18 protein-coding genes are annotated in these 21629 nt (G+C 42.1%); 12 read left to right on the top strand and 6 right to left on the bottom strand.

Annotated elements, in window-relative coordinates; genetic code table 11:
- Positions 1-57: 57 nt before the first annotated feature.
- The 4 genes from KHN78_RS16625 to KHN78_RS16610 all read left to right on the top strand — a co-directional run bounded on the left by KHN78_RS16625 (position 58) and on the right by KHN78_RS16610 (position 5449).
- Positions 58-1809, top strand: a complete 1752-nt coding sequence (locus KHN78_RS16625; protein ID WP_211917349.1) for an HD domain-containing phosphohydrolase — start codon at positions 58-60, stop codon at positions 1807-1809.
- A gap of 197 nt (positions 1810-2006) precedes the next feature.
- Complete coding sequence (locus tag KHN78_RS16620) at positions 2007-2669, top strand: HAD-IA family hydrolase (protein ID WP_211917347.1); 663 nt, start codon at positions 2007-2009, stop codon at positions 2667-2669.
- 854 nt (positions 2670-3523) lie between these two features.
- Positions 3524-4120 carry an ACP phosphodiesterase gene (locus KHN78_RS16615; protein WP_211917345.1) on the top strand — a complete coding sequence of 199 codons (597 nt, stop codon included), beginning with the start codon at positions 3524-3526 and terminating at the stop codon, positions 4118-4120.
- Between the two features lie 75 nt (positions 4121-4195).
- A complete protein-coding gene (locus KHN78_RS16610; protein ID WP_211917342.1) occupies positions 4196-5449 on the top strand; it encodes a DEAD/DEAH box helicase in 1254 nt (417 codons plus the stop codon).
- Between the two features lie 415 nt (positions 5450-5864).
- Here the strand turns inward: KHN78_RS16610 and KHN78_RS16605 are convergent, their stop codons facing one another.
- Positions 5865-6497: a hypothetical protein gene (locus tag KHN78_RS16605; RefSeq protein WP_211917340.1), complete on the bottom strand. Its 633-nt coding sequence runs from the start codon at positions 6495-6497 to the stop codon at positions 5865-5867.
- A 131-nt stretch (positions 6498-6628) separates the two neighbouring features.
- Between KHN78_RS16605 and KHN78_RS16600 the strand changes: the two genes are divergently transcribed.
- From KHN78_RS16600 to KHN78_RS16590, 3 genes are all read left to right on the top strand, one after another.
- A complete protein-coding gene (locus KHN78_RS16600) occupies positions 6629-6871 on the top strand; it encodes a DUF2164 domain-containing protein (protein ID WP_128812875.1) in 243 nt (80 codons plus the stop codon).
- Between the two features lie 163 nt (positions 6872-7034).
- The gene (locus KHN78_RS16595) at positions 7035-7574 is read left to right on the top strand and encodes a cytochrome b (protein WP_211917338.1); all 540 of its coding nucleotides are present in this window, start codon (positions 7035-7037) and stop codon (positions 7572-7574) included.
- Entirely contained in the window at positions 7571-8140 is a 570-nt protein-coding gene (locus tag KHN78_RS16590) for a YceI family protein (protein WP_211917335.1), read from the top strand. The genes KHN78_RS16595 and KHN78_RS16590 overlap by 4 nt, the downstream gene beginning before the upstream one ends.
- Before the next feature lie 133 nt (positions 8141-8273).
- Here the strand turns inward: KHN78_RS16590 and focA are convergent, their stop codons facing one another.
- The gene (gene focA, locus KHN78_RS16585) at positions 8274-9725 is read right to left on the bottom strand and encodes a formate transporter FocA (protein ID WP_211917333.1); all 1452 of its coding nucleotides are present in this window, start codon (positions 9723-9725) and stop codon (positions 8274-8276) included.
- A gap of 284 nt (positions 9726-10009) precedes the next feature.
- Here focA and KHN78_RS16580 point away from each other — a divergent pair, with 284 nt between their 5' ends.
- Both KHN78_RS16580 and KHN78_RS16575 read left to right on the top strand, forming a co-directional pair.
- Positions 10010-10915, top strand: coding sequence for a LysR substrate-binding domain-containing protein (locus KHN78_RS16580; protein WP_128813509.1), 906 nt, complete (start codon positions 10010-10012; stop codon positions 10913-10915).
- Positions 10916-11207: 292 nt separating this feature from the next.
- A complete protein-coding gene (locus KHN78_RS16575) occupies positions 11208-11687 on the top strand; it encodes a DUF1097 domain-containing protein (protein WP_211917331.1) in 480 nt (159 codons plus the stop codon).
- Between the two features lie 162 nt (positions 11688-11849).
- Here the strand turns inward: KHN78_RS16575 and KHN78_RS16570 are convergent, their stop codons facing one another.
- The gene (locus KHN78_RS16570; protein WP_211917329.1) at positions 11850-13484 is read right to left on the bottom strand and encodes an ATP-dependent endonuclease; all 1635 of its coding nucleotides are present in this window, start codon (positions 13482-13484) and stop codon (positions 11850-11852) included.
- 285 nt (positions 13485-13769) lie between these two features.
- Between KHN78_RS16570 and KHN78_RS16565 the strand changes: the two genes are divergently transcribed.
- The 3 genes from KHN78_RS16565 to KHN78_RS16555 all read left to right on the top strand — a co-directional run bounded on the left by KHN78_RS16565 (position 13770) and on the right by KHN78_RS16555 (position 17653).
- Entirely contained in the window at positions 13770-15512 is a 1743-nt protein-coding gene (locus KHN78_RS16565) for a bifunctional metallophosphatase/5'-nucleotidase (protein ID WP_211917327.1), read from the top strand.
- Positions 15513-16166: 654 nt separating this feature from the next.
- Positions 16167-17177 (top strand): TerC/Alx family metal homeostasis membrane protein, encoded by a 1011-nt coding sequence (locus KHN78_RS16560; protein ID WP_128812881.1) that lies wholly within the window; start codon positions 16167-16169, stop codon positions 17175-17177.
- Positions 17178-17464: 287 nt separating this feature from the next.
- Complete coding sequence (locus KHN78_RS16555; RefSeq protein ID WP_128812882.1) at positions 17465-17653, top strand: hypothetical protein; 189 nt, start codon at positions 17465-17467, stop codon at positions 17651-17653.
- Between the two features lie 198 nt (positions 17654-17851).
- On the opposite strand, the gene KHN78_RS16550 is transcribed toward KHN78_RS16555, so the two are convergent.
- The 3 genes from KHN78_RS16550 to KHN78_RS16540 form a co-directional block, all read right to left on the bottom strand.
- Complete coding sequence (locus KHN78_RS16550; RefSeq protein ID WP_128812883.1) at positions 17852-18409, bottom strand: PhnA domain-containing protein; 558 nt, start codon at positions 18407-18409, stop codon at positions 17852-17854.
- Between the two features lie 346 nt (positions 18410-18755).
- Positions 18756-18965 carry a YgdI/YgdR family lipoprotein gene (locus KHN78_RS16545; RefSeq protein WP_211917325.1) on the bottom strand — a complete coding sequence of 70 codons (210 nt, stop codon included), beginning with the start codon at positions 18963-18965 and terminating at the stop codon, positions 18756-18758.
- A 163-nt stretch (positions 18966-19128) separates the two neighbouring features.
- Positions 19129-21618 carry a VolA/Pla-1 family phospholipase gene (locus tag KHN78_RS16540; protein WP_211917323.1) on the bottom strand — a complete coding sequence of 830 codons (2490 nt, stop codon included), beginning with the start codon at positions 21616-21618 and terminating at the stop codon, positions 19129-19131.
- Positions 21619-21629 lie beyond the last annotated feature (11 nt).

Here is a 21629-nt window from a genome sequence, read left to right as displayed (position 1 = left end):
AGAGTCCTTATGGACTCGACTTTAACTCTAGAATTTAATCTTTCGGCTAGGTAAAACATGCACAAGCGTTTGACGCGTTTATTGGCTCTATCTTTGTGCCTAGGGACGGCCGCAGTCAATGCACATGATTCTGATTGGGAACTCAAAAATATTTTGGTGCTGCATTCGTATGAACCATCCTATCAATGGACGAGTGACATTCAAAGTGGTGTTGAGGATGGATTTCGAAATACAGACAGTCGTGTAAAATTATCCATTGAATATCTGGATGCAAAACGAGTGCATTCGGATGGCTATTTCCAAAAGATGGCCAATTATCTAGAAGCAAAATACCAAGATTATCAGTTTGACGGCGTTATCATTTCTGACGATGCTGCGCTATTGTTTGCGGAACATTATCTACCAAACTCACAACGTAAAACCCCTTTGGTGGCGGTGGGCATAAATAACACCCAAGCTTCTCTCGATAGTTTAAGCACCAATGGCGACATTCTTTACGAGTATGATCGTGTTGAAGAAAATGTTAAGTTAATTAATCGTTTGCGACCGAAGATAAAGAATCTTTATTACCTTTCTGACCGAAGTTTAACGTCTGAATTAATATATCAAAGGGTAAAGGCCGAAATGGCAAAATACCCAAGAATCAATTTGATCGCGTTAAGAGATGAAACATTAGCACAAGCATCGTCTAAGTTATCGCAAATAGACGCCAATGATGCCGTTCTATTGACACACTTCAATACCGAATTAGACAAAGGGGTTTATCACTCTTATCAAGATATTGCCCACAATATCGGCTTAAATAGCGCTGCGCCTGTATTTGTACTTTGGGAAATGTACTTAAATGAAGAAGGTATTTTAGGCGGCTTTGTGAATCGGTCTAAAGAAATTGGCCAGAAAGCAGCCGAGTTAATGTCGCTTAAGCTTGGGATTGCAATACAATCCACAAGTGAAGAGAAAATGTCTGAGGCCGTACTCGATTATGCGGCGTTACAGCGCTATGACATCAGCCGACATGATATTCCTGAGTCGGCTCATATTATCAATACGCCACCTCCTACGATGAAAGTTAACTTAAAGTTGCTACTGGCGGCTTGTGCCATGATTGTTATTTTGTCATTGATTATTGTTGCTCAGTTTGCCGTTATTCGTCATCGAAAAGAAATTGATAGAAAAAATCGCAAAATTGTTTCGCTACAAAAACGAACATTAACGGTACAAAAAGAAATGATTACTGTGTTAGGTGAGGCGATAGAGTCACGCTCAGGAGAGACCGGTCAACATGTGAAACGTGTTGCGAGGCTGTCTTCTTTACTTGCCAAACTCTATGGATTGAGCCATCGCGAAGTGGAGCTCATCGAGATTATCAGTCCAATGCATGATGTTGGTAAGATATCTATACCAGAGTCAATTCTCGAGAAACCGGGTAAATTAACGGCTGAAGAGTGGGAAATTATGAAGCAACATACTGTAAAGGGGTATGAGCTTTTGAACCTGCGATCATGTGATGTCACTCAGCTGGCAGCCATTGTTGCTCACCAGCACCATGAGCGCTGGGATGGTATGGGCTACCCCAATGGTTTAGTGGGCAATGACATCCATATTTTTGCACGAATTGTGTCTATTGTTGATGTATTTGATGCCCTGCTAAATGAACGCTGTTACAAGCCTGCTTGGTCTATCGCTAAAGTATCTGAATATCTTGATTCAGAAAAAGGCCATCACTTTGACCCTGAATTGTGTCAATTAGTACTTGATAACCTTGATGATTTTATGGAAGTTCGTGTTGCATTTCCGGATAACAGCTAAGGACGCGAATTGTGCGATGTTTTATGTCACAGATTTTTCTTACTTTGCGCTCAATTAGGTGATCTTGTGTGAAAAATCACGAATTCAATGACGTTACTTTTGTGAAATGCCAACTCTCACGTTTAAAGCGCTTTAAAGTTTAATATGATGGAACAATTATAAGAAGCAAGTATTGTTAGACGTCAGAGGGGCATGCTATGGACAATATAAAATGTGTCATATTTGATTGTGACGGTACGTTGGTTGATAGCGAGCGTTTGTGTTGCCAAGCCTTGGTTGATGTATTTAGTCAGTATGGGGCAGATATTCCTTTAGATGAGTGCGTGGCTCATTTTAAGGGAGGTAAACTCGCGGATATTTTGTCCGATGCTAAAGAATTGATGAATATTGATGTTTCAATTGATGTTTTAGAACCTCAATATCGAGACGTGCTACAAGCCCTTTTCGTCCGTCATCTAATGCCAATGGATGGCGCACATGAATTGATTAAGTTTTTAGATTCTCATCAAATTGAGTATTGCGTCGCGTCAAACGGGCCTAAAGATAAAATTGAATATTCTCTTGAGTTGACTGGGCTCTTGAGTTTTTTCAAAGGCAAGATCTTCTCAGCATTTGACACAAATAGCTGGAAACCAGAACCCGATCTAATTATGTATAGCGCAATGAGCATGGGTTTTTTGCCGAGTGACTGCTTATATGTCGACGACACCCCAAAGGGGGTAGAGGCGGGGTTAAATGCTGGAGTCAAAACCGTTCAGCTTTACAATGGCGTGCCGATCACCCTAGTACAAGATAATCGTGTGTCTCAAATAGGGCATTTAGGCGAACTAAAAGAGCAGCTAGTAGGCTGCTCTATTTAGCGTGGGGCTAGCTCATTTCAAAGACGCTCTGTGCATTTAGTAGATTCACTTTATTCACTTACTATTTTGTTTAGTGGCACACCTTACTTAATACATGGATATGTTTAAATTTAGTCTGTAAGTAAGGTGTGTAGTGTAAGCACCTTATCGATGAGAAGTTTTTCGTGTGGAACCCGCAAGAAGCACAAGTAAACTTTTCACCATCGGACGAAATCATATATTCATCACATTGGCAAAGTGGGCACTGAATGTCTTCAGTATTATTTGTAGGGTCTTTGTAGTTATTCATATTTTTTATCACCAGCAGCAAAAATGTTTGGCGAGAATAAGAATAGCCGAATGTTTGGGTGGTAAAACACGCTTTCATGAAATTCGAGGTGATAATTCGATACACTTCAAATTTAATGCCTTTTTACTCTATGTTATCTCCAATTTTTATAAATAAAATGCTTCTAACGCGTTATTTCTATCATCACCCAAACTCGTTGTTCGACCAATTGCAATCGTTTACTTATGATTTCTGTCATAGCTTTCTAAATCTTTACTTCTCGCTGTCATGAATGTGTCATATAAAGGCTATAAAAGGAGTGACTGTCATCGAATAAAATTCGAGAGCAGTGATATTAAAGCAAATTTGCTTCAGGAGTTGTAAATAAGGAGGTCACATGAGCGACCAATACCATAACGACGAATGCCTAGAGATGCTTGATGCACTTGAAATTGGTATTAACCTGTCGGATTACCTTGGCTCAGATGATGAAGCCGAATAAGTACAATTAGTACTCTCAACGCGTCACAACAGACGTTATACTAAGTTCATGTAAGACGAGCCTAAAGGCCATTCACCGCGTCTAATGAATTTTTTAGCCCACCTGCATATCGCAGAACAATGTCATAGCCATTTGATGGGAAACTTGCTTGGAGACTTCGTAAAAGGAGATCCAAGCAAGCAATATCGAGCAGATATTTCCAATGGCATCAAATTACATCGCTTTGTTGATCGCATCACCGATCATCATTCTATCGTTAACGAATGCAAGCCACTCTTTACCGGAGTGGCTCGAAGATTCGCTCCCATTGCTCTAGATATGTTTTGGGATCACTGCTTGGCCAAGCATTGGCAATCGTTTAGCGATCAACCTTTAGATTCTTTCGTTCGTTATGCTTATTCGCAAGTGAACGAACAAATATCTGAAGACCTACCATCGCGATTTTTATTGCTTCATAGCCGAATGTGGCAGGGGGGGTGGCTTCAATCTTACCGCGAGTTGCAAAACATTGAATTTGCGCTTCACAGAATGTCTCAACGAAGCCCAAGAATGGCAGACCTGACCACAACCTTTGAAGTGTTAGATAACGAATATACGGAATTAGAGTCCAAGTTTTCACCACTTTATCAAGACGTATTAGCGCAAGCTTATCAATATCATCAACAACTGATGAATTCTTAGCTTGGATAACGCTAAAGGTAGTATGAACAATATCGCTCTGGTAAACTCTGCGCTCCAAAAATTATGAGGTTTATCATGTCCGTTAATTTCGCTGATCTTGGCATTGAACAACAGCTTGTTGATACCCTAAGCGGTTTGAATATCGTGTCACCAACACCAGTACAGGAAATGTCAATTCCTCATGTATTGGCAGGGAAAGATCTGCTAGCTGCAGCGCAAACCGGTACGGGTAAGACGGCAGCCTTTGGTTTACCAATTATTCAGTCGGTTCAGCAAAAACAACGAAATGGCGCACCTCAAGCTTTGATTTTGGTTCCGACTCGTGAGCTTGCTCAACAGGTGTTTGATAATCTAACCCAATACGCAGCCAACACCGATCTTAAAATTGTGTGTGTGTATGGTGGCACTAGCATTGGGGTTCAGAAGAATAAGTTAAATGACGGCGCAGATATATTAATTGCGACACCTGGCCGTTTACTTGATCATCTATTTAACGGCAATGTAAACATCTCAAAAACAACAACGCTTGTATTGGATGAAGCAGATCGAATGCTTGATATGGGTTTTTGGCCAGATTTACAAAGAATCTTGCGTCGTCTACCACAAACTCGCCAAATTATGTTGTTCTCTGCGACATTTGAAAAACGCATTAAAACCATCGCTTACAAGCTCATGGACTCGCCGGTTGAAGTCGAAGTTTCTCCAGCGAATACCACGGCAGAAACCGTGAAGCAAATGGTCTATCCCGTTGATAAAAAGCGCAAGCGTGAGTTACTTGCTTACTTAATTGGCTCTCGTAACTGGCAACAGGTGTTGGTGTTTACCAAAACCAAGCAGGGCAGTGACGAGTTGGCTAAAGAGCTTAAATTGGATGGTATTAAAGCGGTTTCGATTAACGGAGATAAATCTCAAGGAGCTCGTCAACGTGCGTTAGATGAGTTTAAGAGCGGTAAAGTTCGCGCTTTGATTGCGACTGATGTTGCTGCTCGCGGTCTTGATATTCAAGAGCTTGAGCAAGTGGTTAATTTTGATATGCCATTCAAAGCGGAAGATTATGTGCATCGAATTGGCCGTACTGGCCGTGCGGGCAAATCGGGCTTAGCGGTCTCTTTAATGAGTCGTGATGAAGAATACTTGCTTCATGCTATTGAGAATCTATTGGATAAGCGTCTTCCTCAAGAATGGTTGGCAGGCTTTGAGCCAAGTCTGATTGAAGAAGTTGAACCTGAGCGTAATCATGGTGGACGCAGCAAGAGCCGTTCTGCAGAAAAGCGGAAGATGAAAGCAAAATTGGCAATTCACAAAAATCGCGGAAAAAGTCGAAAATAAAAGGTGATGTACGCTATCAAATGCTTTGATTGATGCAATTACCTGTACTAATTCAGACCTTATCTAGAGATACCCAAGTTACGTCATGTCACTTGGGTATTTTTTTATTCTTTTCTAATCGGTGATGCCTTTAAAAGCCAAGTTACTCTCGCTGAGACAAGTGCTTTGAGATACTTGGCGAATGATAAGCAGCGTTAATGCCAGTCGTTTTATAAATACCGGAACCGCGCAAGTTGACATAATGTCTATGGTTACATTCAAGGTGATTGCATTCAACGACCTTAATGAAAGAGGGTTTCGGCTCATTCAATGTTGCTGATATTGGGTTTCAGTTTGTCAAATACTGTGTCTTTGAATGTTCGCTTCTGTACAAGGGGGCAAGCTCAGTAATGACGGTGTTAGCTCGTTAAGCGTATTACCATTGTAAGACCGCGTACAGTTGCAAATATTTTCTTACCAACTGTTGCTTATTCGAACGACGTAACGGGTGACCAAATTTGATGTAGCAAGGGCTAATATTAAATCGTTTTTCTAACGATTGCGTCAGCTGCGATTCACTGGTGTACAAGGTAATACCTTGCTCTGTGTATTCATTGATTGGGTCGGGCAATGCACCCATCCACCAGTGCAACAATTCGCGACTCGTTTTACTTCGGCTCATCCAATGGTCACTCACTAAAAACAACAGGTCATTGGGTTGTAGTGCGTAACCATACTCACATTGCCATTCGGTGATCGTTTCCAACAAATTTTCACGACAAGAGTGTCCAGCACTAACCAAATGGTGGCTTAATACCCATACCGTGCCAATTTCTGAAGAAATACGATAGTGATGAGGGAGGTCTGGTGATTCGAGTACTTCAATGGGTTTGATAATACTGTTGTATCCAAAGTGACGGAAAGTGTGTTCCATTCGTCTTGCAAATGCGAGTCCGAGGTGGTGCTCACTCATGCCTTGGTTGTGCACCGCAGGGTAATGCTTTTCACAGAGCTTGAGACAGTCGTCCTGAAAATCATTGACACTTTGAATGACTAAGTCGAGTAGCAAAGAATATCCCTTAACGGTTAACAAATTAGGCGGAGAAAGGTTAGCATAGTCTTTTAAAGATAGACTAACGAAGATAAGCAACTTCTTGATCTAAACATCAAATTTATGAATGGCAAAGCGAGAGGAATGAAATGATTAAATTAGAGCGGTCTCAAAAAGAGGCATTAGCAAACGCGATTCAAGATTACATGCAAGATGAACTGAGTATAGAGATTGGTCAGTTTGATAGTGAGTTCTTAATTGACTTTGTCACTGAAAAGCTTGGACCTCTCTATTACAACAAAGGTATTGAAGATGCCAAGTCTGTGATTGAAAAGCGGATGTTAGAAATGACGGATGAGTTGTATGAAATAGAGCAAGAAGTCCAATTATAGGTACACATTTTGTGGCTCATTCTAAAATTTCGAATATGTTGTTTGAATGAGTGTTGTTGGTTAGATGTAAATGATGGTAAATAATCTGTTTCACACAAAGTAAATCAGTTAATGTTGTGTTTCTTGCTCAACATATACTTAGGAATAGATCTAGGATCGTGAGATGGATACACAAGTAAAGAACTACAACCTATTCGCTAGAGTCATGCACTGGCTTTCCGCGTTATGCATCATTGGTTTGTTTGCTGTTGGGTTGTGGATGGTTGATCTTGGTTACTACAGCGAATGGTATCGTATAGCACCGCATTACCATCGTTCAGTTGGTCTGTTATTAGCAGCTCTCACTTTGCTTCGTATCATATGGAAGCAGGTTACGACTTCCCCAAGCGTAGAAGGTAAGCCTTTTGAAGTGCTTGTGGCAAAAGCGGCACACAGCATGATGTATTTGTTACTTATCACTATCTTTATTTCTGGATACTTAATCTCTACTTCGGATGGTCGAGGAATCGAAGTGTTCAACTGGTTTACGGTACCTGGTGCAGGGGAGTTGTTCCCGAACCAATCCGATATTGCCGGTGAAGTCCACTTTTATGCAGCCTGGGGTGTGATCCTAATGGCAGGCTTGCATGCTGCAGCCGCACTCAAACATCACTTTATCGATAAAGACAACACATTAAGAAAAATGTTAGGAGCTTCAAAATGAAAAAGTCACTTTTCGCTACAGGATTAGCAATCGCAATGGCACTGCCTTTCGGCGCAAACGCTGCAGATTACGTTATCGACACCAAAGGTGCACACGCATCGATCAACTTTAAAGTAAGTCACCTTGGTTACAGCTTCATCAAAGGCCGTTTCAATACATTTTCTGGTGACTTTTCTTTTGATGAAAATAATATGGCAGACGCGAAAGTCAATGTGGTGGTTGATACAACAAGCTTAGACTCAAACCACGCAGAGCGTGATAAGCACATCCGCAGCGGCGATTTTATTGATGCAAGCAAATACAGTGAAGCAATATTCAAAAGTACGAAAGTGGTAGATAAAGGTAATGGTCAGTTAGAGGTGATCGGAGACCTGACGCTTCACGGTGTGACTAAACCAATCACGATTGAAGCGGAGTTTGTTGGTGCAGGTAATGATCCTTGGGGCGGTGAGCGTGCTGGTTTCATTGGTCAAACACGTCTAGAACTTGCTGATTTTGAAATTCCTGTGATGGGCTCTTCTAGCTACGTTGATATGGAACTGCACATTGAAGGCGTCAAGAAGTAAATTCTTCACATTAGTGCCTAGATGAGAAAATTTAAATGAAGAAAGCGCTCTGAAATTAGAGCGCTTTTTTATAGGTGCCAACTTGTCTTGCTAGTAGCTAGTAGCTAGTAGCTACTTGTTAGCTGTAATCGTTTTATGCCGTTTCTAGAACTTTATCTTCAACAAGATTTAGACGCTCACCGTAAACAGGGCGTAATGCTTTTAGGACTTCGTTACGCGTTACCACACCAACCATGACGCCATTCTCGAGGACTGGTAATACTTGAGGCTTGCTTACTTTCATGCTTTTTGCACGCTCTTCTAATGAAAGAGAAGTAAAGCGAGTTGCCATGCCCATACTTGTTGTTGGGTATAGTTGCTCTTTATCGATACATAGAAACTCAACCACGTCCACTAAACGGTCACTAGCGTCAATAGCCACAACGTCACGGCTCATCAAGTCGACCACTTTTTGTTCTTGTGCTGGGATGTAATCTTGGCACCACAATTCAACCATTACGTCATGAGCAGATAAGAAACCAACCAAACGGTTTTCGATGTCAACAACAGGAGCACTGATTAGATTGTTGTCCAATAGGGTATCTAGTGCAGTTGAAACTGGCATTTCTACGCTCAGAGTAACTGGGCTCGGGTTCATGATCTCTTTTACAATTGATGCGTTTTTCATAATGCTTTCCTTAACTGACGTGAGTTTTGTAGTGTTTGTGATTGATGAAACGTTTGCTGCTTTAAGTTCTGGTCGGCGATAGATACACCAGTTGGCCAAGCCAACCAATACTGCGCCGCCGACAATGTTGCCAAGTGTCACGGGAATCAAGTTTGCTGTGATAAAGTGGCCAACACTTAGATCTGCGTATTGAGAAGCCGATACGCCGACTGAAGTCCAGAATGACTCTGGTGCGAAATTCGCGATTACGATGCCGAGCGGTACCATAAACATGTTTGCTACACAGTGCTCAAAGCCACTGCTCACGAACATTGCAACGGGTAGGATGGTCATCGCTGCTTTTGTCATTGCGTTTGCCGAACTAAACGTTAACCAGATTGCAAGACAAACCAACAAGTTACATAGAATGCCCAGTGCAAACGCTTGTAATAACGTGTGGTGAAGCTTGTGTTGCGCAATGTTCAGTGCGTTTAAACCCCATTGACCGGCATCCATTTGGTACAAGCCTGCAGCGCTTACCAATGCAAGTAAGAACATCGCACCGATAAAGTTACCGACATAAACCTTGCCCCAAATCGACAGCATCTTGCCAAAAGAGATTTGTTTGTTTGCCCATGAGATGCTTGAAAGCACTGAGCTGGTAAACAACTCACCACCGCAAATAACGATGAGTATCAAACCCATACTGAATGCCAAACCACCCGCAAGTCGGCTAAGGCCCCAACCTGCGTCAGCGCTGCCTGTTGTCACTGTGATGTAAAACAAGAATGCCAAACCGATAAATGCGCCTGCCATGATTGCTAAACCTAGCGTCATACCACTGGTTTTGTTTGCTTTGCTAAGGGCAAACTTCTCAGCTTCAGCCATCATTTCTTTTGGTGAGAAATACTGGTGATTTTGAGAGTTGGTCACCGCCATATTGACTCCTTAGTTTGTGCTTCCATAGAAACTCCTTAGTGAATAAATCGAAACAGTTAGTGCCCGAAAATGAATGTGTTACTTGTTTTTGTATTGCGGTGTTCCCGAACCGCATATCCAGATTAAGCGTCTGGGACGTACAGGTAAAATTGATAATATTTAGAATCCTCATCAAATTATTTGATAAGTTTTTCAGGGTAGGTAAAATGAACTTTATTGCGTATCGACGCATAAATTTCTGGGCTCCAGAGTATTTGGAATACTCACCGATTTGGGAGGACACTTTGCGCTACTCACTTAAGCAATTAGCGGTATTTGACGCAGTTGCAGACACCGGCAGTGTAAGCCAGGCCGCAGATAAACTGGCTCTGACACAATCAGCGACGAGTATGTCGCTTGCGCAATTGGAAAAAATGCTTGGAAGGCCTTTGTTTGAAAGGCAGGGTAAGCAAATGGCATTAACGCATTGGGGGATGTGGTTAAGGCCAAAAGCGAAACGTCTATTACAAGATGCCTTGCAAATTGAAATGGGGTTTTACGAGCAGCATTTGTTGAGTGGACATATTCGATTGGGAGCGAGCCAAACCCCAGCAGAACACTTAGTTCCAGACCTTATCAGTATCATTGATAATGATTTTCCAGAAATGCGAATTTCACTTGGCGTGCAAAGTACGCAAGCCGTTATTGATGGTGTTTTAGATTACAAATACGATTTGGGCGTGATTGAAGGACGTTGTGACGATAACCGTTTACACCAAGAAATTTGGTGTCGTGACCACCTTACTGTAGTTGCAGCGTCTCACCACCCATTTGCTAAAAATGATTCCGTAAGTTTGGCGCAACTTGAACACGCTAAATGGGTTCTACGTGAGCATGGTTCTGGCACTCGCAAAATTTTTGATAGCTCTATTCATCATCTTATTGAAGATTTGGACGTTTGGCGTGAATACGAACACGTGCCAGTTTTGCGTAGCCTTGTTGCCAACGGTCAGTACTTGACGTGTTTACCATATTTAGACGTAGAGCGGTATATCGAGGCAGGTGAGCTTGTCGCTTTGAACGTGCCAGATTTAAAAATGGATCGTACGTTGTCCTTTATTTGGCGAGCAGACATGGCAGAGAACCCGCTTGTCGACTGTATTAAACGAGAGGGTTTGCGAATGATGAAAGGTAAACGCTCGGTTTTGTAGTCAATAATGATTTGATAGGCTCTGCATTGCAGAGCCTTTGATTGTTAAGCTACCACGTCAAGAACTCAATTTTTGTCCGTCCCGCCTTGGTTCTCTAGTTATTTTCTAAATCTGTTGATTTATCGTTTGCGTCAAGTTTTGAGTGAAATTGTTTTAAATTTGCAGTTTTTTATGTGATTCTGATCGCCGAATTGCGCAGGGGATACCTCTAGTATTGGAAGCCTGATTTCAATGTATGAAGGCAGCTTTCAAACCAAAATGGTGCGAAACAGGCAAAGCAGGTAAGAATTCCATGACGACACTTTTAGCGATTTCTATTACAACTGGTATTCTCTCTGGCGTTTGGGGCTGGATTGCGATTTCCCTTGGCCTATTATCTTGGGCTGGCTTTCTTGGCTGCACGAGTTACTTCGCGTCCCCAACAGGTGGTTTGAAAGGCCTTGCAGAAAGTCTGCTCACCAATATGACAGGCGTATTTTGGGCAATGGTAATTATATATGGCTCTACTTATGTCGGTTTAGAGATTATCGGCTATGTAATTACGGCTGTAGTGGCATTTTTTATGTGTATTCAAGCTAAGCAAGCTTGGTTAGCCTATATCCCAGGTACTTTTATTGGTTCATGCGCAACATTTGCCGCTGATGGAAATTGGCAGTTGGTGGTACCGTCCCTTATTTTAGGTGGTGTATTCGGCTATCTAATGAAAGCAACTGGACTTTGGTTACATGCGAAATCAGCGACCGCTACTTCGCTTGCAGAGCAAGTACAGTAGTATTCCCCCGATCTTATTGGTATCTTTTTGGTATTAAGAACTATCCCGCTTAATACGAATAATCAAAAATATTGATTCTTGATACGAGCACACCCATTTGGTGTGCTTTTTTTATCTGCCCACTCATTATTACTATAGACCTCTAGTTAGTACTAAAGACCATCAAGTATTCCCATTCGCCATCGTAACGACGCGTTTCAGAGTCCAGCGTAAGAGAACAGGGATGCAATCTATGCCTTTCTCTTCACAATGCGAGACGATTGCGAGTGCTAGATCCGGTTTTGCTTGCTTTTTCAGAACACGATTAACAACTTTCTTTGCCGGTATTGGATGATCATGGGGAATCTTAACGATGTCCTTAAAGAACATCTCAAAACCATGGTTATACAAAAAGTGCTCAATGTCCCTATCCGGGAGTTCGGTTAATCGATGACGTTCTTGGTCATTACCTAAATGTGCTCTGACAGTATGTGCGTATTTTTTTCCTGCTGGATCGCCGTCCGTCACTACATGCCAATCGATGCCAAATTCTTTAGCGACTTTAATTAATGACTTTAATCCTGATTGGGCAAACTCAACGATTTGTACCCCCTCAGCGGCGAGATCGTAACCACATTGACGCGCAAGTTCATTAAATAGCCAAACCTCGGTTTCACCCTCAACCAATAACCAACAGCGAGCAAATAGGGCACCTGCGCGATGGAATCGGATGTGGAATCCAATACGGCGAAGTTGGTCAACACTGAACTTTGATGGATTTAGTGAAGTGGCAATGGTTTTTTCTGATAAACGGACGAGTCTTCGAATTGAGGATAAAGGAACGGAACCAAGCAGACGTGCACTGTTTGTTGTGAGTATCTTTTGCATTGGTAATAGCTGTAGTAATCCCCACGCACGAGATAAATGGGTAGGATGAAGTCGGCCCTCAGGATCTTCGACGATCAGTATTGGGCGAGCGCATCTTCGTAAATCTGTCGGTCCTTTGGCCTGCAAATAGGCATTGAGCAACCCCATTAGCAATAGTCGAGTTTGCTTATTATTAGTGGCTTTAAGAAACTGCTGCAAGCCGATCTCTGATGATGGGCTAGCGTAGAACATGCCGTCACGAGGTTTCCTTGGGTCGCCACGATACGTAGAACGAAAAGAGAAATAGTGGTCGACAAGCGTCTGCATTGAATCAAGACTGCTTCTGATTTCTCCTTTATTTACATGACCAGGCATCGCAAGCAGGCGTCGGCATGTGTTACTAATGCGTTTTTCAATTCGTGAATTTTTACCCTCGCCATTAACATGGTTTGGGTGAGTAAATTGGCGGGCATCTCGTAAACGAATAACGGGATGTAATGTCATCAATTCTATCGCCAATTTTTCTGTATGATGAAGGCGTTTTGGTTCACCCTCGCAATCAAGAAAATCATAGCTTGTTTTGATATTTACGCCATCACGGGACGCACTGATGCGATAGTAGATGACATGGTCGCTATTGTCGTTGATGCACCAAGTTGGCTTTAGGCGTCGATAACGTCCTGCATTTGCTTCTTGTTTGTCTTGTGCCTTAAAACACAAAATGATTTGTAAATGTTGTGTTTGAGGGTGTGATACAGAGTAATCTACATGAAAGTCTGTCATTTGAAATTGATATAGAGAGCCGTCTGCTGGCAAAACAAGAGACAGTGCATCAAGTAATGATGATTTGCCCCAAGTGTTCTCACCAATGAGTGTTGTGAGCTCATCAAAAGAGAGGGCAAGACGCTTGATTCCACGGAAACCTGAGATTTCGATACGTTCCAATCTCATCACTGTTCTCCTATGTAATGGCTTGAGTTATCGTTATTTCCATTGTTTTTTAAGCATATACGAATTTGGCATGGTTGAGTTTACTACGGCTCACAAATTCATATCCAAACGCTCTACGTACTAACAGCATTAGCAATAAAGACCGTTTTGCAGCAGCGTGCATTTCAGCCAGATCATTAGCTACCGTGATCACGTTAATATGAAATTAAGATTTCTCTGTTTCATAACATTCATGATTCTGTCATGATTCAACTCTAATAATTAAAGGGAATGAAACGAGAGAAGATGACGATGAATAAAAATCATAAGCCAGTACGCATTAAACTGGCACACATCAATGACACTCATTCCTATTTTGAGCCTACGTCATTACAGCTAAAACTAAACGTCGACAGCACACAGCCTCTAGAGCCTTATGTAAGTGCTGGCGGCTTTTCACGTATTGCAACACGTGTAGAACAACTGAGAGACGATGCGTTGCGTCAAGGCCAAGGTATGTTGTTCCTTCACGCTGGCGATTGCTTTCAAGGTACACTTTATTTTTCATTATTTAAGGGCAAAGCAAATGCCGATCTGCTTAACGCATTACACATTGATGCGATGGCGCTCGGTAATCACGAATTAGATATGGGTAACGAGCCCGTTGCTATGTTTTGTCAACGAACACATTTCCCGTTGTTAGCAGGCAACTGGGATTTATCCAATGAACTGAGTCAAAAAGCGCATCGTGTCAGTGATTGCGATAATGTATTGAGCTTTGATGTAAACACAAAAAGCGCTCAGTACTTAGTCAAAGAGTTCCATGGCGAGAAGTTTGCTATCTTTGGTTTGTCTATCGATAAGATGAGTGACATTGCAAACCCCGACATCGACACCCCGTTTGTGTCTGCTGTGGATACTGCTAAGGCGACAGTAGAACAAATTCATCGAGCAGGTATCAATAACATCATCCTTTTGAGTCATTTAGGTTATGACAATGATTTAGAATTGGCTGCGAAAGTGGATGGTATCGGTATCATTGTTGGGGGGCACAGCCATAGGTTACAGGGTGACTTTACTCAAGTTGGACTTGGCAATGATGATCCATATGGAAGAAAGGTGAATGACACCTACATCGTACAAGCGGGTTTCCACGCTTTGACCATGGGGCACTGCGTTCTTGAGTTTGACGAACACGGTAAAGTAACGATGTTAAGTGGTCAAAATGAACTGTTACTTGGTCGACGAATATTCTGGGACTCATCCTTGAATGAACAGCTGGACCAAGGTGTATTCGAAACCGCATGTGATTTCATTTATGGGCAGCCTAATGTTGTGGTATGTAAAAAACACCCAGACACGCAAGCAATATTAAACGATAAGTACATTCCTCGTGTTCGTAAGCTTCAGTCTCAGGTTATCGCTAATGTGGCAACTAAAAAGCGCCATGTAAGAATTCCAGATGAATTTGGAGGGAGCGAACTTGCTCCAGCCGTTGCTCGTTCATTCTTACACTGTCTTAATAAACGAGGACATGAGGTTCAATTTGCGATCCATAATGCGGGTGGGGTAAGAGCATCCCTAAATCCTGGAAAGATTACCGTGGCAGACGTTGCCGGAAAATTATTGCCCTTTGCCGTGCCAATCGGGTGTTACAATGTCCAAGGAGAGGCCATTAGGCTTACTCTGGAGGGGGCAATAAACAACGCATTTAACAACGGTGTTGAGGGCACGGGGTCGGGCAGCTACCCATATACGCATAATTTAAATTTTGGTTATGATGCAAATGCGCCAAAAGGAAAGCGAATTACGAACTTAGAAATGTTCGATGGTAAATGCTGGCATAGTGTACAAGACAAACAATGGTACAGAGGCGCTTCATCGGCTTATACCATGAAAGGTAAAGAGGGTTATGAGGCGATTTTATCGATGAAAGGTGAGGGATTCGTGAGTAATTTGTCGATGGCGGATTGTTTCGTTGAACTTCTTACAGATGCCCCCGAGTGCCTGAATCAAGCCAACACTGTATATAGCCAAATCCACAATTAGTCTAGAACCAAAATTAGTCCAGAACCACAATTAATCATAGCTGGTATCTTTTTTGCTTCCATCGACATAGCGAGCCCTTAGCATACTCAGATGCTTCGGTATCGTGAATAGGGTGATGAGCGAATATAAGGGATTGGATATGTGGAAATCAGATTGGGCAGATGCGGTCGTTGTACTTGCCTGGATCGCGGTTTGGTCTACGTTAGTTTATTTGGTGCCTATCAACGGTTTTTAAAGTGATGCGCTATATAAATGAAAGAGCACAAACGTGCTCTTTTTTCGTATTAGGTTGGTGAATAAATGACAATCAAACTAGCAGCTTTTCATAATAAATCCCACATAACAAATAAGTGAGCTAAATAATTATTGCTATTAAGAATAACGTTAGACGACGATAAATAATTTTTGTTGGAGTTCGAGGCACTCAGGGGTATGATTGCCGCGTTTGGGGAGTAGTTAGCGCAAGTTTATTTATCGTCATCTCGTTAAGCAACAGCTTATCCGGTAAATAAAGGTGTCACCTGATTCATCAAGTGATCACTTCAACGAGACCAACGCATTCATTGATCAGTGGACACATGGGTAATGTGACCACTGGTTTGTATTGTATGCGGAAGGTCTGTCCATACCATGACCTTCCGCGCGGGAGGAAGCATGTCTCTTATCGAAAATACCACCCAATTAAGCCAATCCGTTCCACTACAAGAATCACTGACAATGTACGGTGTATTCGGCCTATTGACATTGGTTTTAGTTGCCCTTGATATTTATCAAACTCGTGGCGGCGTTATTACCATGAAAAAGGCGATCACTTGGAGCGTGTTTTGGTTCCTTTTAGCGTTTGTTTTTGCAGGCTCTATCTATTTCTTTTGGGATTATTACGCACCACACAGTTCATACACGCACGACAAAGCAACCGTGTCATTTTTAACTGGTTACTTGCTAGAGAAGTCGTTAAGTGTTGATAACTTGTTTGTATTTGCGATTATCTTTACTCAGTACAAGGTTCCAGAACATTTACGCCCACGTGCTCTGCTGTGGGGGGTTATTGGTGCTCTAGTGCTTCGTGCAGTGATGATCGCAGTTGGTGCTCAATTGTTAGCTCAATACCATTGGGTACTGTATGTGTTTGCAGCGTTCCTAATTTGGACAGGTATTAAACTCGCTCGTGACAAAGGTGAAGAGGAAGAAGTTAACCCATACCCAGAACAGTTCATCCGTAAATTTTTACCAGTGACAGATGAATATCAAGGTAACCACCTGATCTTAAAACAAGCAGGCAAATGGGTAGCAACACCTATGCTGATTGTTGTTGGTGTTATCGCGGTAATGGACGTGATGTTCGCATTAGATTCCATCCCAGCGATTTTTGCGGTTACACGCGAGCCATTCTTAGTCTTAGCCGCTAACGTATTTGCTTTGTTAGGCCTTCGTTCGTTGTATTTTGTACTTCAAGCGATGTTAGACAAGTTTGTTTATCTAAAACCTGCGTTGTCAGTCATTATGATGTTTATCGGTGTGAAGATGCTGCTTGTTGGTACTGAATATGCTATCCCAACAGTATGGTCTTTGACTTTCTTGATCACAGTGATGACGTTAGCTGTTATTGCGTCGATTTATAAAAACAGAGCGAACGATAAAGTTAGCGTTAAAATTACTAATTAAAACGCTTTGCTTTTGTTTAGAAATGACAAAATCAAAAAGAATTATTAGTTAATAAATTGTTGTGAATTAACTTGAGGTTACATTAGTAACCTCAAGTTATTCAAAATAAAACCCGCTTAAGTGAATAGTTATTCCTCTATTGTGATTTGATATTCTGGTTGATTGTAAATAACATGTTTCATTAGAAAAAGTAATTCGAATGGAAAAATTTAGTCATTTTTTACACCCTAAAAATATGACTAATATACAACCAACAACATAATTTAGCGCTTACAAGAGAGGCAATCATGGAACAAGCAATGCAAATGACAAATGTAGCTTTACCAACCTCTATGGATAAGAAAACCTATACGGTTAACTTCAAAGGATTGATTGCTCACCTACTAGACATTTTGTTCGTAGATAACACGCCACGCAGTTACTACGCAGAAGATTTGTCAACTCACATGCAAAAAGATATCGGTATGTACCGCTAAGCTTGAAGCAAAGAATTAAAAATGCCGACGTTATGTCGGCATTTTTGTATCTGATAAGATCACTATAAATTTTTTGTGACTCGGTGTTTATACTAAGACGCGGTGTTTAGACTCGATGTTTATACAAATAATAACGAGCATCAACAAAAACGGGGCTCCAAAACTGGAGCCCCGCTTAGTATCGAAAGTAACTGATAATTACTTCTTACGGCAGTATTCAGCGATCACGTACATTGACTGACCACCGTTTGCCTTGCCTGAAACAAGCTTAGGATCATCACCAAGGCTGATACCGCGAATCACAGTGCCTTGCTTGATTACTTGGTTTGTACCTTTAACTGGTAGGTCTTTGATTACTGTTACGTCGTCACCTTTCTTAAGTTCAGTGCCGTTGCAGTCAACAGTTTTATCGTCAGCAGACATACCTTTCATTGCCCAGTTCATTTGCTCTTCTTCCATGTACATCATGTCAAGAGCATCTTGAGCCCAGCTTTCTGTGTTTAGGCGAGTAAGTTGGCGCCATGCAGTTACTTGTACTGCAGGAACCTGACTCCACATGCTGTCGCTTAAACAGCGCCAGTGGTTAATGTCTTTAGGATCTTCGATCTCACCATGACACTTATCACAAACCATGATAGCCGTATCAACCGTTACGTGGCTGTGTGGTGGTACAGCGTAAGCAGACAATTGAGATTCAGAAGCACACAGTTCACATTTTGACTCGCAGCGTGCAAGTAGAGTAGATTCGATAGACATAAGGACTCACCTTAGTAATGTTATTTCGTGGCGGTATTATCCACTTTATCTTGATAAATAAAAGGGTGTTAGAGAATTTAAGGCCAGATTTTACAATATTCCAACCTGAAAAGGGGCAAGATGTAAAATATTGGCTAAACAAATAATATCTAGAATATAAATAGAGGGGTTGATTGTTTTGAGTGATGAATCAGTTGCGCAGCTTGATCATTTTCGAAAACTGAGAAATTATCAATGCCGTTTAACACCACCGCTAACAATACCGTTAATACTACCAATCTGAATTTACTCGTTTTCTACTCTTCCTGTTGTATGAGTGAACAAACATCCAGATTGGTATTACTTGTTAACGTTCGATGATTTGGACGATTTCATCCTTAGATATGCTCATATCTTTGCCATCGACATCTTCATACTCATACATACCTGTATCTTCATTTAAATCTGGCTTTCCGTAAGAGGTGATGATTTTACCCTCGTTAGTCGACATCAAATATTGGCTACTTCCACATGCGGTGAGTAGTAATACCGTCCCTAGAACAATCAATAGTCTCATAAGTATTTCCTTTTAAAAAAATAAGTTAAGTGAGAGCAACGATATAAATATAGCAGACGATAAGAATAGGTGGAGGAATGTATGCAAAGACAAAAAGCCCATACGGCAATGATATTACTATCTCCGTATGGGCTTTAAATGGACACTGGTTATTCGCTTTTGTTTACTCAGTGACTTCCATTAAATTGGTATTTACAGGCGCATTTAGTGCGTTCGTTGTTAGGAACTCAATGTTACGAGCCTGCATATCGACGTGATATGGCAAATCTGTACTCGCTTCAAGCTGTGGCGCGACAAAAGTTGAGTGAGTAGCCACGGTATTAATCACCATGCCACTTTCGTCAACGGTATTGCCTTGGTACTTGAAGAGATTACCACCTGTAGCGGGTGCAGAGGTTGAGCCATTAATTGATGTGAGCCCAAGTTTCGCCGCTAATGGTTGGGTTCCGGCAAACGTATTTGGTGCGCTATTTGGAACGGTTTGGTCATTTTGAACCTGAGACATAAATACTGGCAAATCGGCACTAATGTCTGCTGCATTCGTAAACGGGTCAATCGTATCTAACACCGTTTGAGTCGCATAACCGAACTGAGATACAGCACCATCAACACTTGCTTGCTGAGACTCGGACATACCAGCATATATTGCTGCAAAACAAGCACCGACCATTGAAATATCGGCTGAGCATTGTCCTTGAGCGACCAAAGATTCGAACGTTTGCTGATATTCACTTGATCCAGAGTAGGCGATACTGTGCTTAATCATGTTCCCGTAAGACGGAGAGTTCAGCAATAGGTGTGCAATCTGTCCACCGGAGTTGTGAATCGACATCCCACCAATACCATAAAGGCCAGTCAATGCTGCCTGTTCTTGTTCGGTTAGGCCAGGGATTGGCTTGTTCGCGGCGGCAACCGCTGTGGTTGCTACGATACCACCAAGTGAGTGACCGAGAGCTTTCACTGATGCCATACTCGCTAACGGTTTCTCGTTAAATAACCCTGCGCTTAAAGAGGCCGATAATCCAGCTCTTAACCCCATCATATCAAGTTCACTTTGACGGACGTTGTCTCGTGCAACTGGCAAATATTCAAGATTTAGGTAGGCCAAAATGTTTGCGTTAGCTGAACGTTGTTCATCAAGGCTTCGTTCACCATGTAGAGGTAAATCAATGGCGATAACGGCGACCCCGGCTTGTGCAAGGTTATAAGCAAACGCATAAGCATTTTCTTTTGCAGACGTAATACCGTGTTGATAAATCACGGCATTGGTTGGCTGGATGTCCTTAGGTGTGAACACCAACATGTTAACAGATTCCAGTGATTTAACTTGTGGTACAGGCGCGTAACGAGTGATGACTCGCTCAGCATCAAGTTGCGAACCATTGGTTAGGGACAGCGTTGTGCCAACAAGCTTCATTTGTTCTCGAATATCGGTCGCTAATTTTGATGGTTCAATACCATACCCAACAAGTTGAGCGATAATTCCTTCCGCTTCTGCTGGATCGTTGAGAGCCGCGACCACTTTAGCAAGGCTAGGCATTGCTGATTGCATTGGAGTCTCGTTCCAGCTTTCGCCTTTTTCTAGGTAATGCGGGAGATCCATTTTGCCTTTCGTCACCTCGACATGCGGTGCTCCTTGGGCAATACGTTGACTGTATCCTCCAATAATGGCATTTTTCACGTTTTGGTCATCGCTAATGTATTTCGAAAACGCGTCATTCTCATTTAAGGAAAGGACAAAATCTTGAGGATCACCAAGCATTGCAAGATAAGCTGTGGTCAAATCAAGAGTAGAATCTTCTGGGATCTTGTAATAATCGTTCAGGGTTTTATCAGGATCCGCCATTGATAAGCCCGTGATGCCTTTCACGGCTGTCAATGTATCACCGACGGATTGGGTGCTAAACCAAGATGAATACACGATATTGGTTGGATCGACACCGGTAAGTGGCGAAGCTGCCGTAAATAATTGCTCTATGGCGTGGGTTGCGCCTTGAACTGATGCTAAATCACCTTCAGTGTAAATAGTGTCAGACTGCTTAACGGTTGCATAGCTGCTAGAAGTACCAATTTTCTCATCATTTTTGTCTAGAATTTCGCCCGAAACAGCAAAAATATATTCACTTGACTCATCCAGTGCATCAGCAAATTGAATGTACAAGCTGTTGCCACTCGAGACGACTTGGAAATCGGCGTTGGCTGTCATCCCATCTTGCATCGTTAACACTTTTTCAATCGGATCAAATGTCCCATCGATACTCGTCAGAGGTTGGGTCAGTTTGATGACACTTACGCCAGAAGTGACCAAACCATCTTTGAAGCCATTACCCTTAAAATTAAGTACGATTGGCATAGAGGTGGACCAACCATCCATGGTGTTCATCGCGGCCAATGGGTTCATTAATGAGTTATCTCCACCTGTCGGCAAGCCGAGGGTTCCATCGGATGAATCCATTAAAAGAAACGAGGGCAGTGGTACATTAGCGTTCGTACCTTGTAGCGTGAAATCGATATTTGTATTTCGCTCTAGTAATGTTTGGATACTATCTTCAAATTGCGGAGAATCGGAAGTGCCAGAGCTCGATGTATTATCTCCACAACCAGCAAGTAGGATTGCAGAACAAAGCAGCGATAATTTGAACGTATGTTTCATTGGTTTACTCC

The sequence above is a fragment of the Vibrio sp. B1REV9 genome, from assembly GCF_905175395.2.
Classification (GTDB): domain Bacteria; phylum Pseudomonadota; class Gammaproteobacteria; order Enterobacterales; family Vibrionaceae; genus Vibrio; species Vibrio alfacsensis.
Note: the sequence above shows the minus strand (reverse complement) of the source record. Positions and strands in the feature narration are given on the sequence as shown.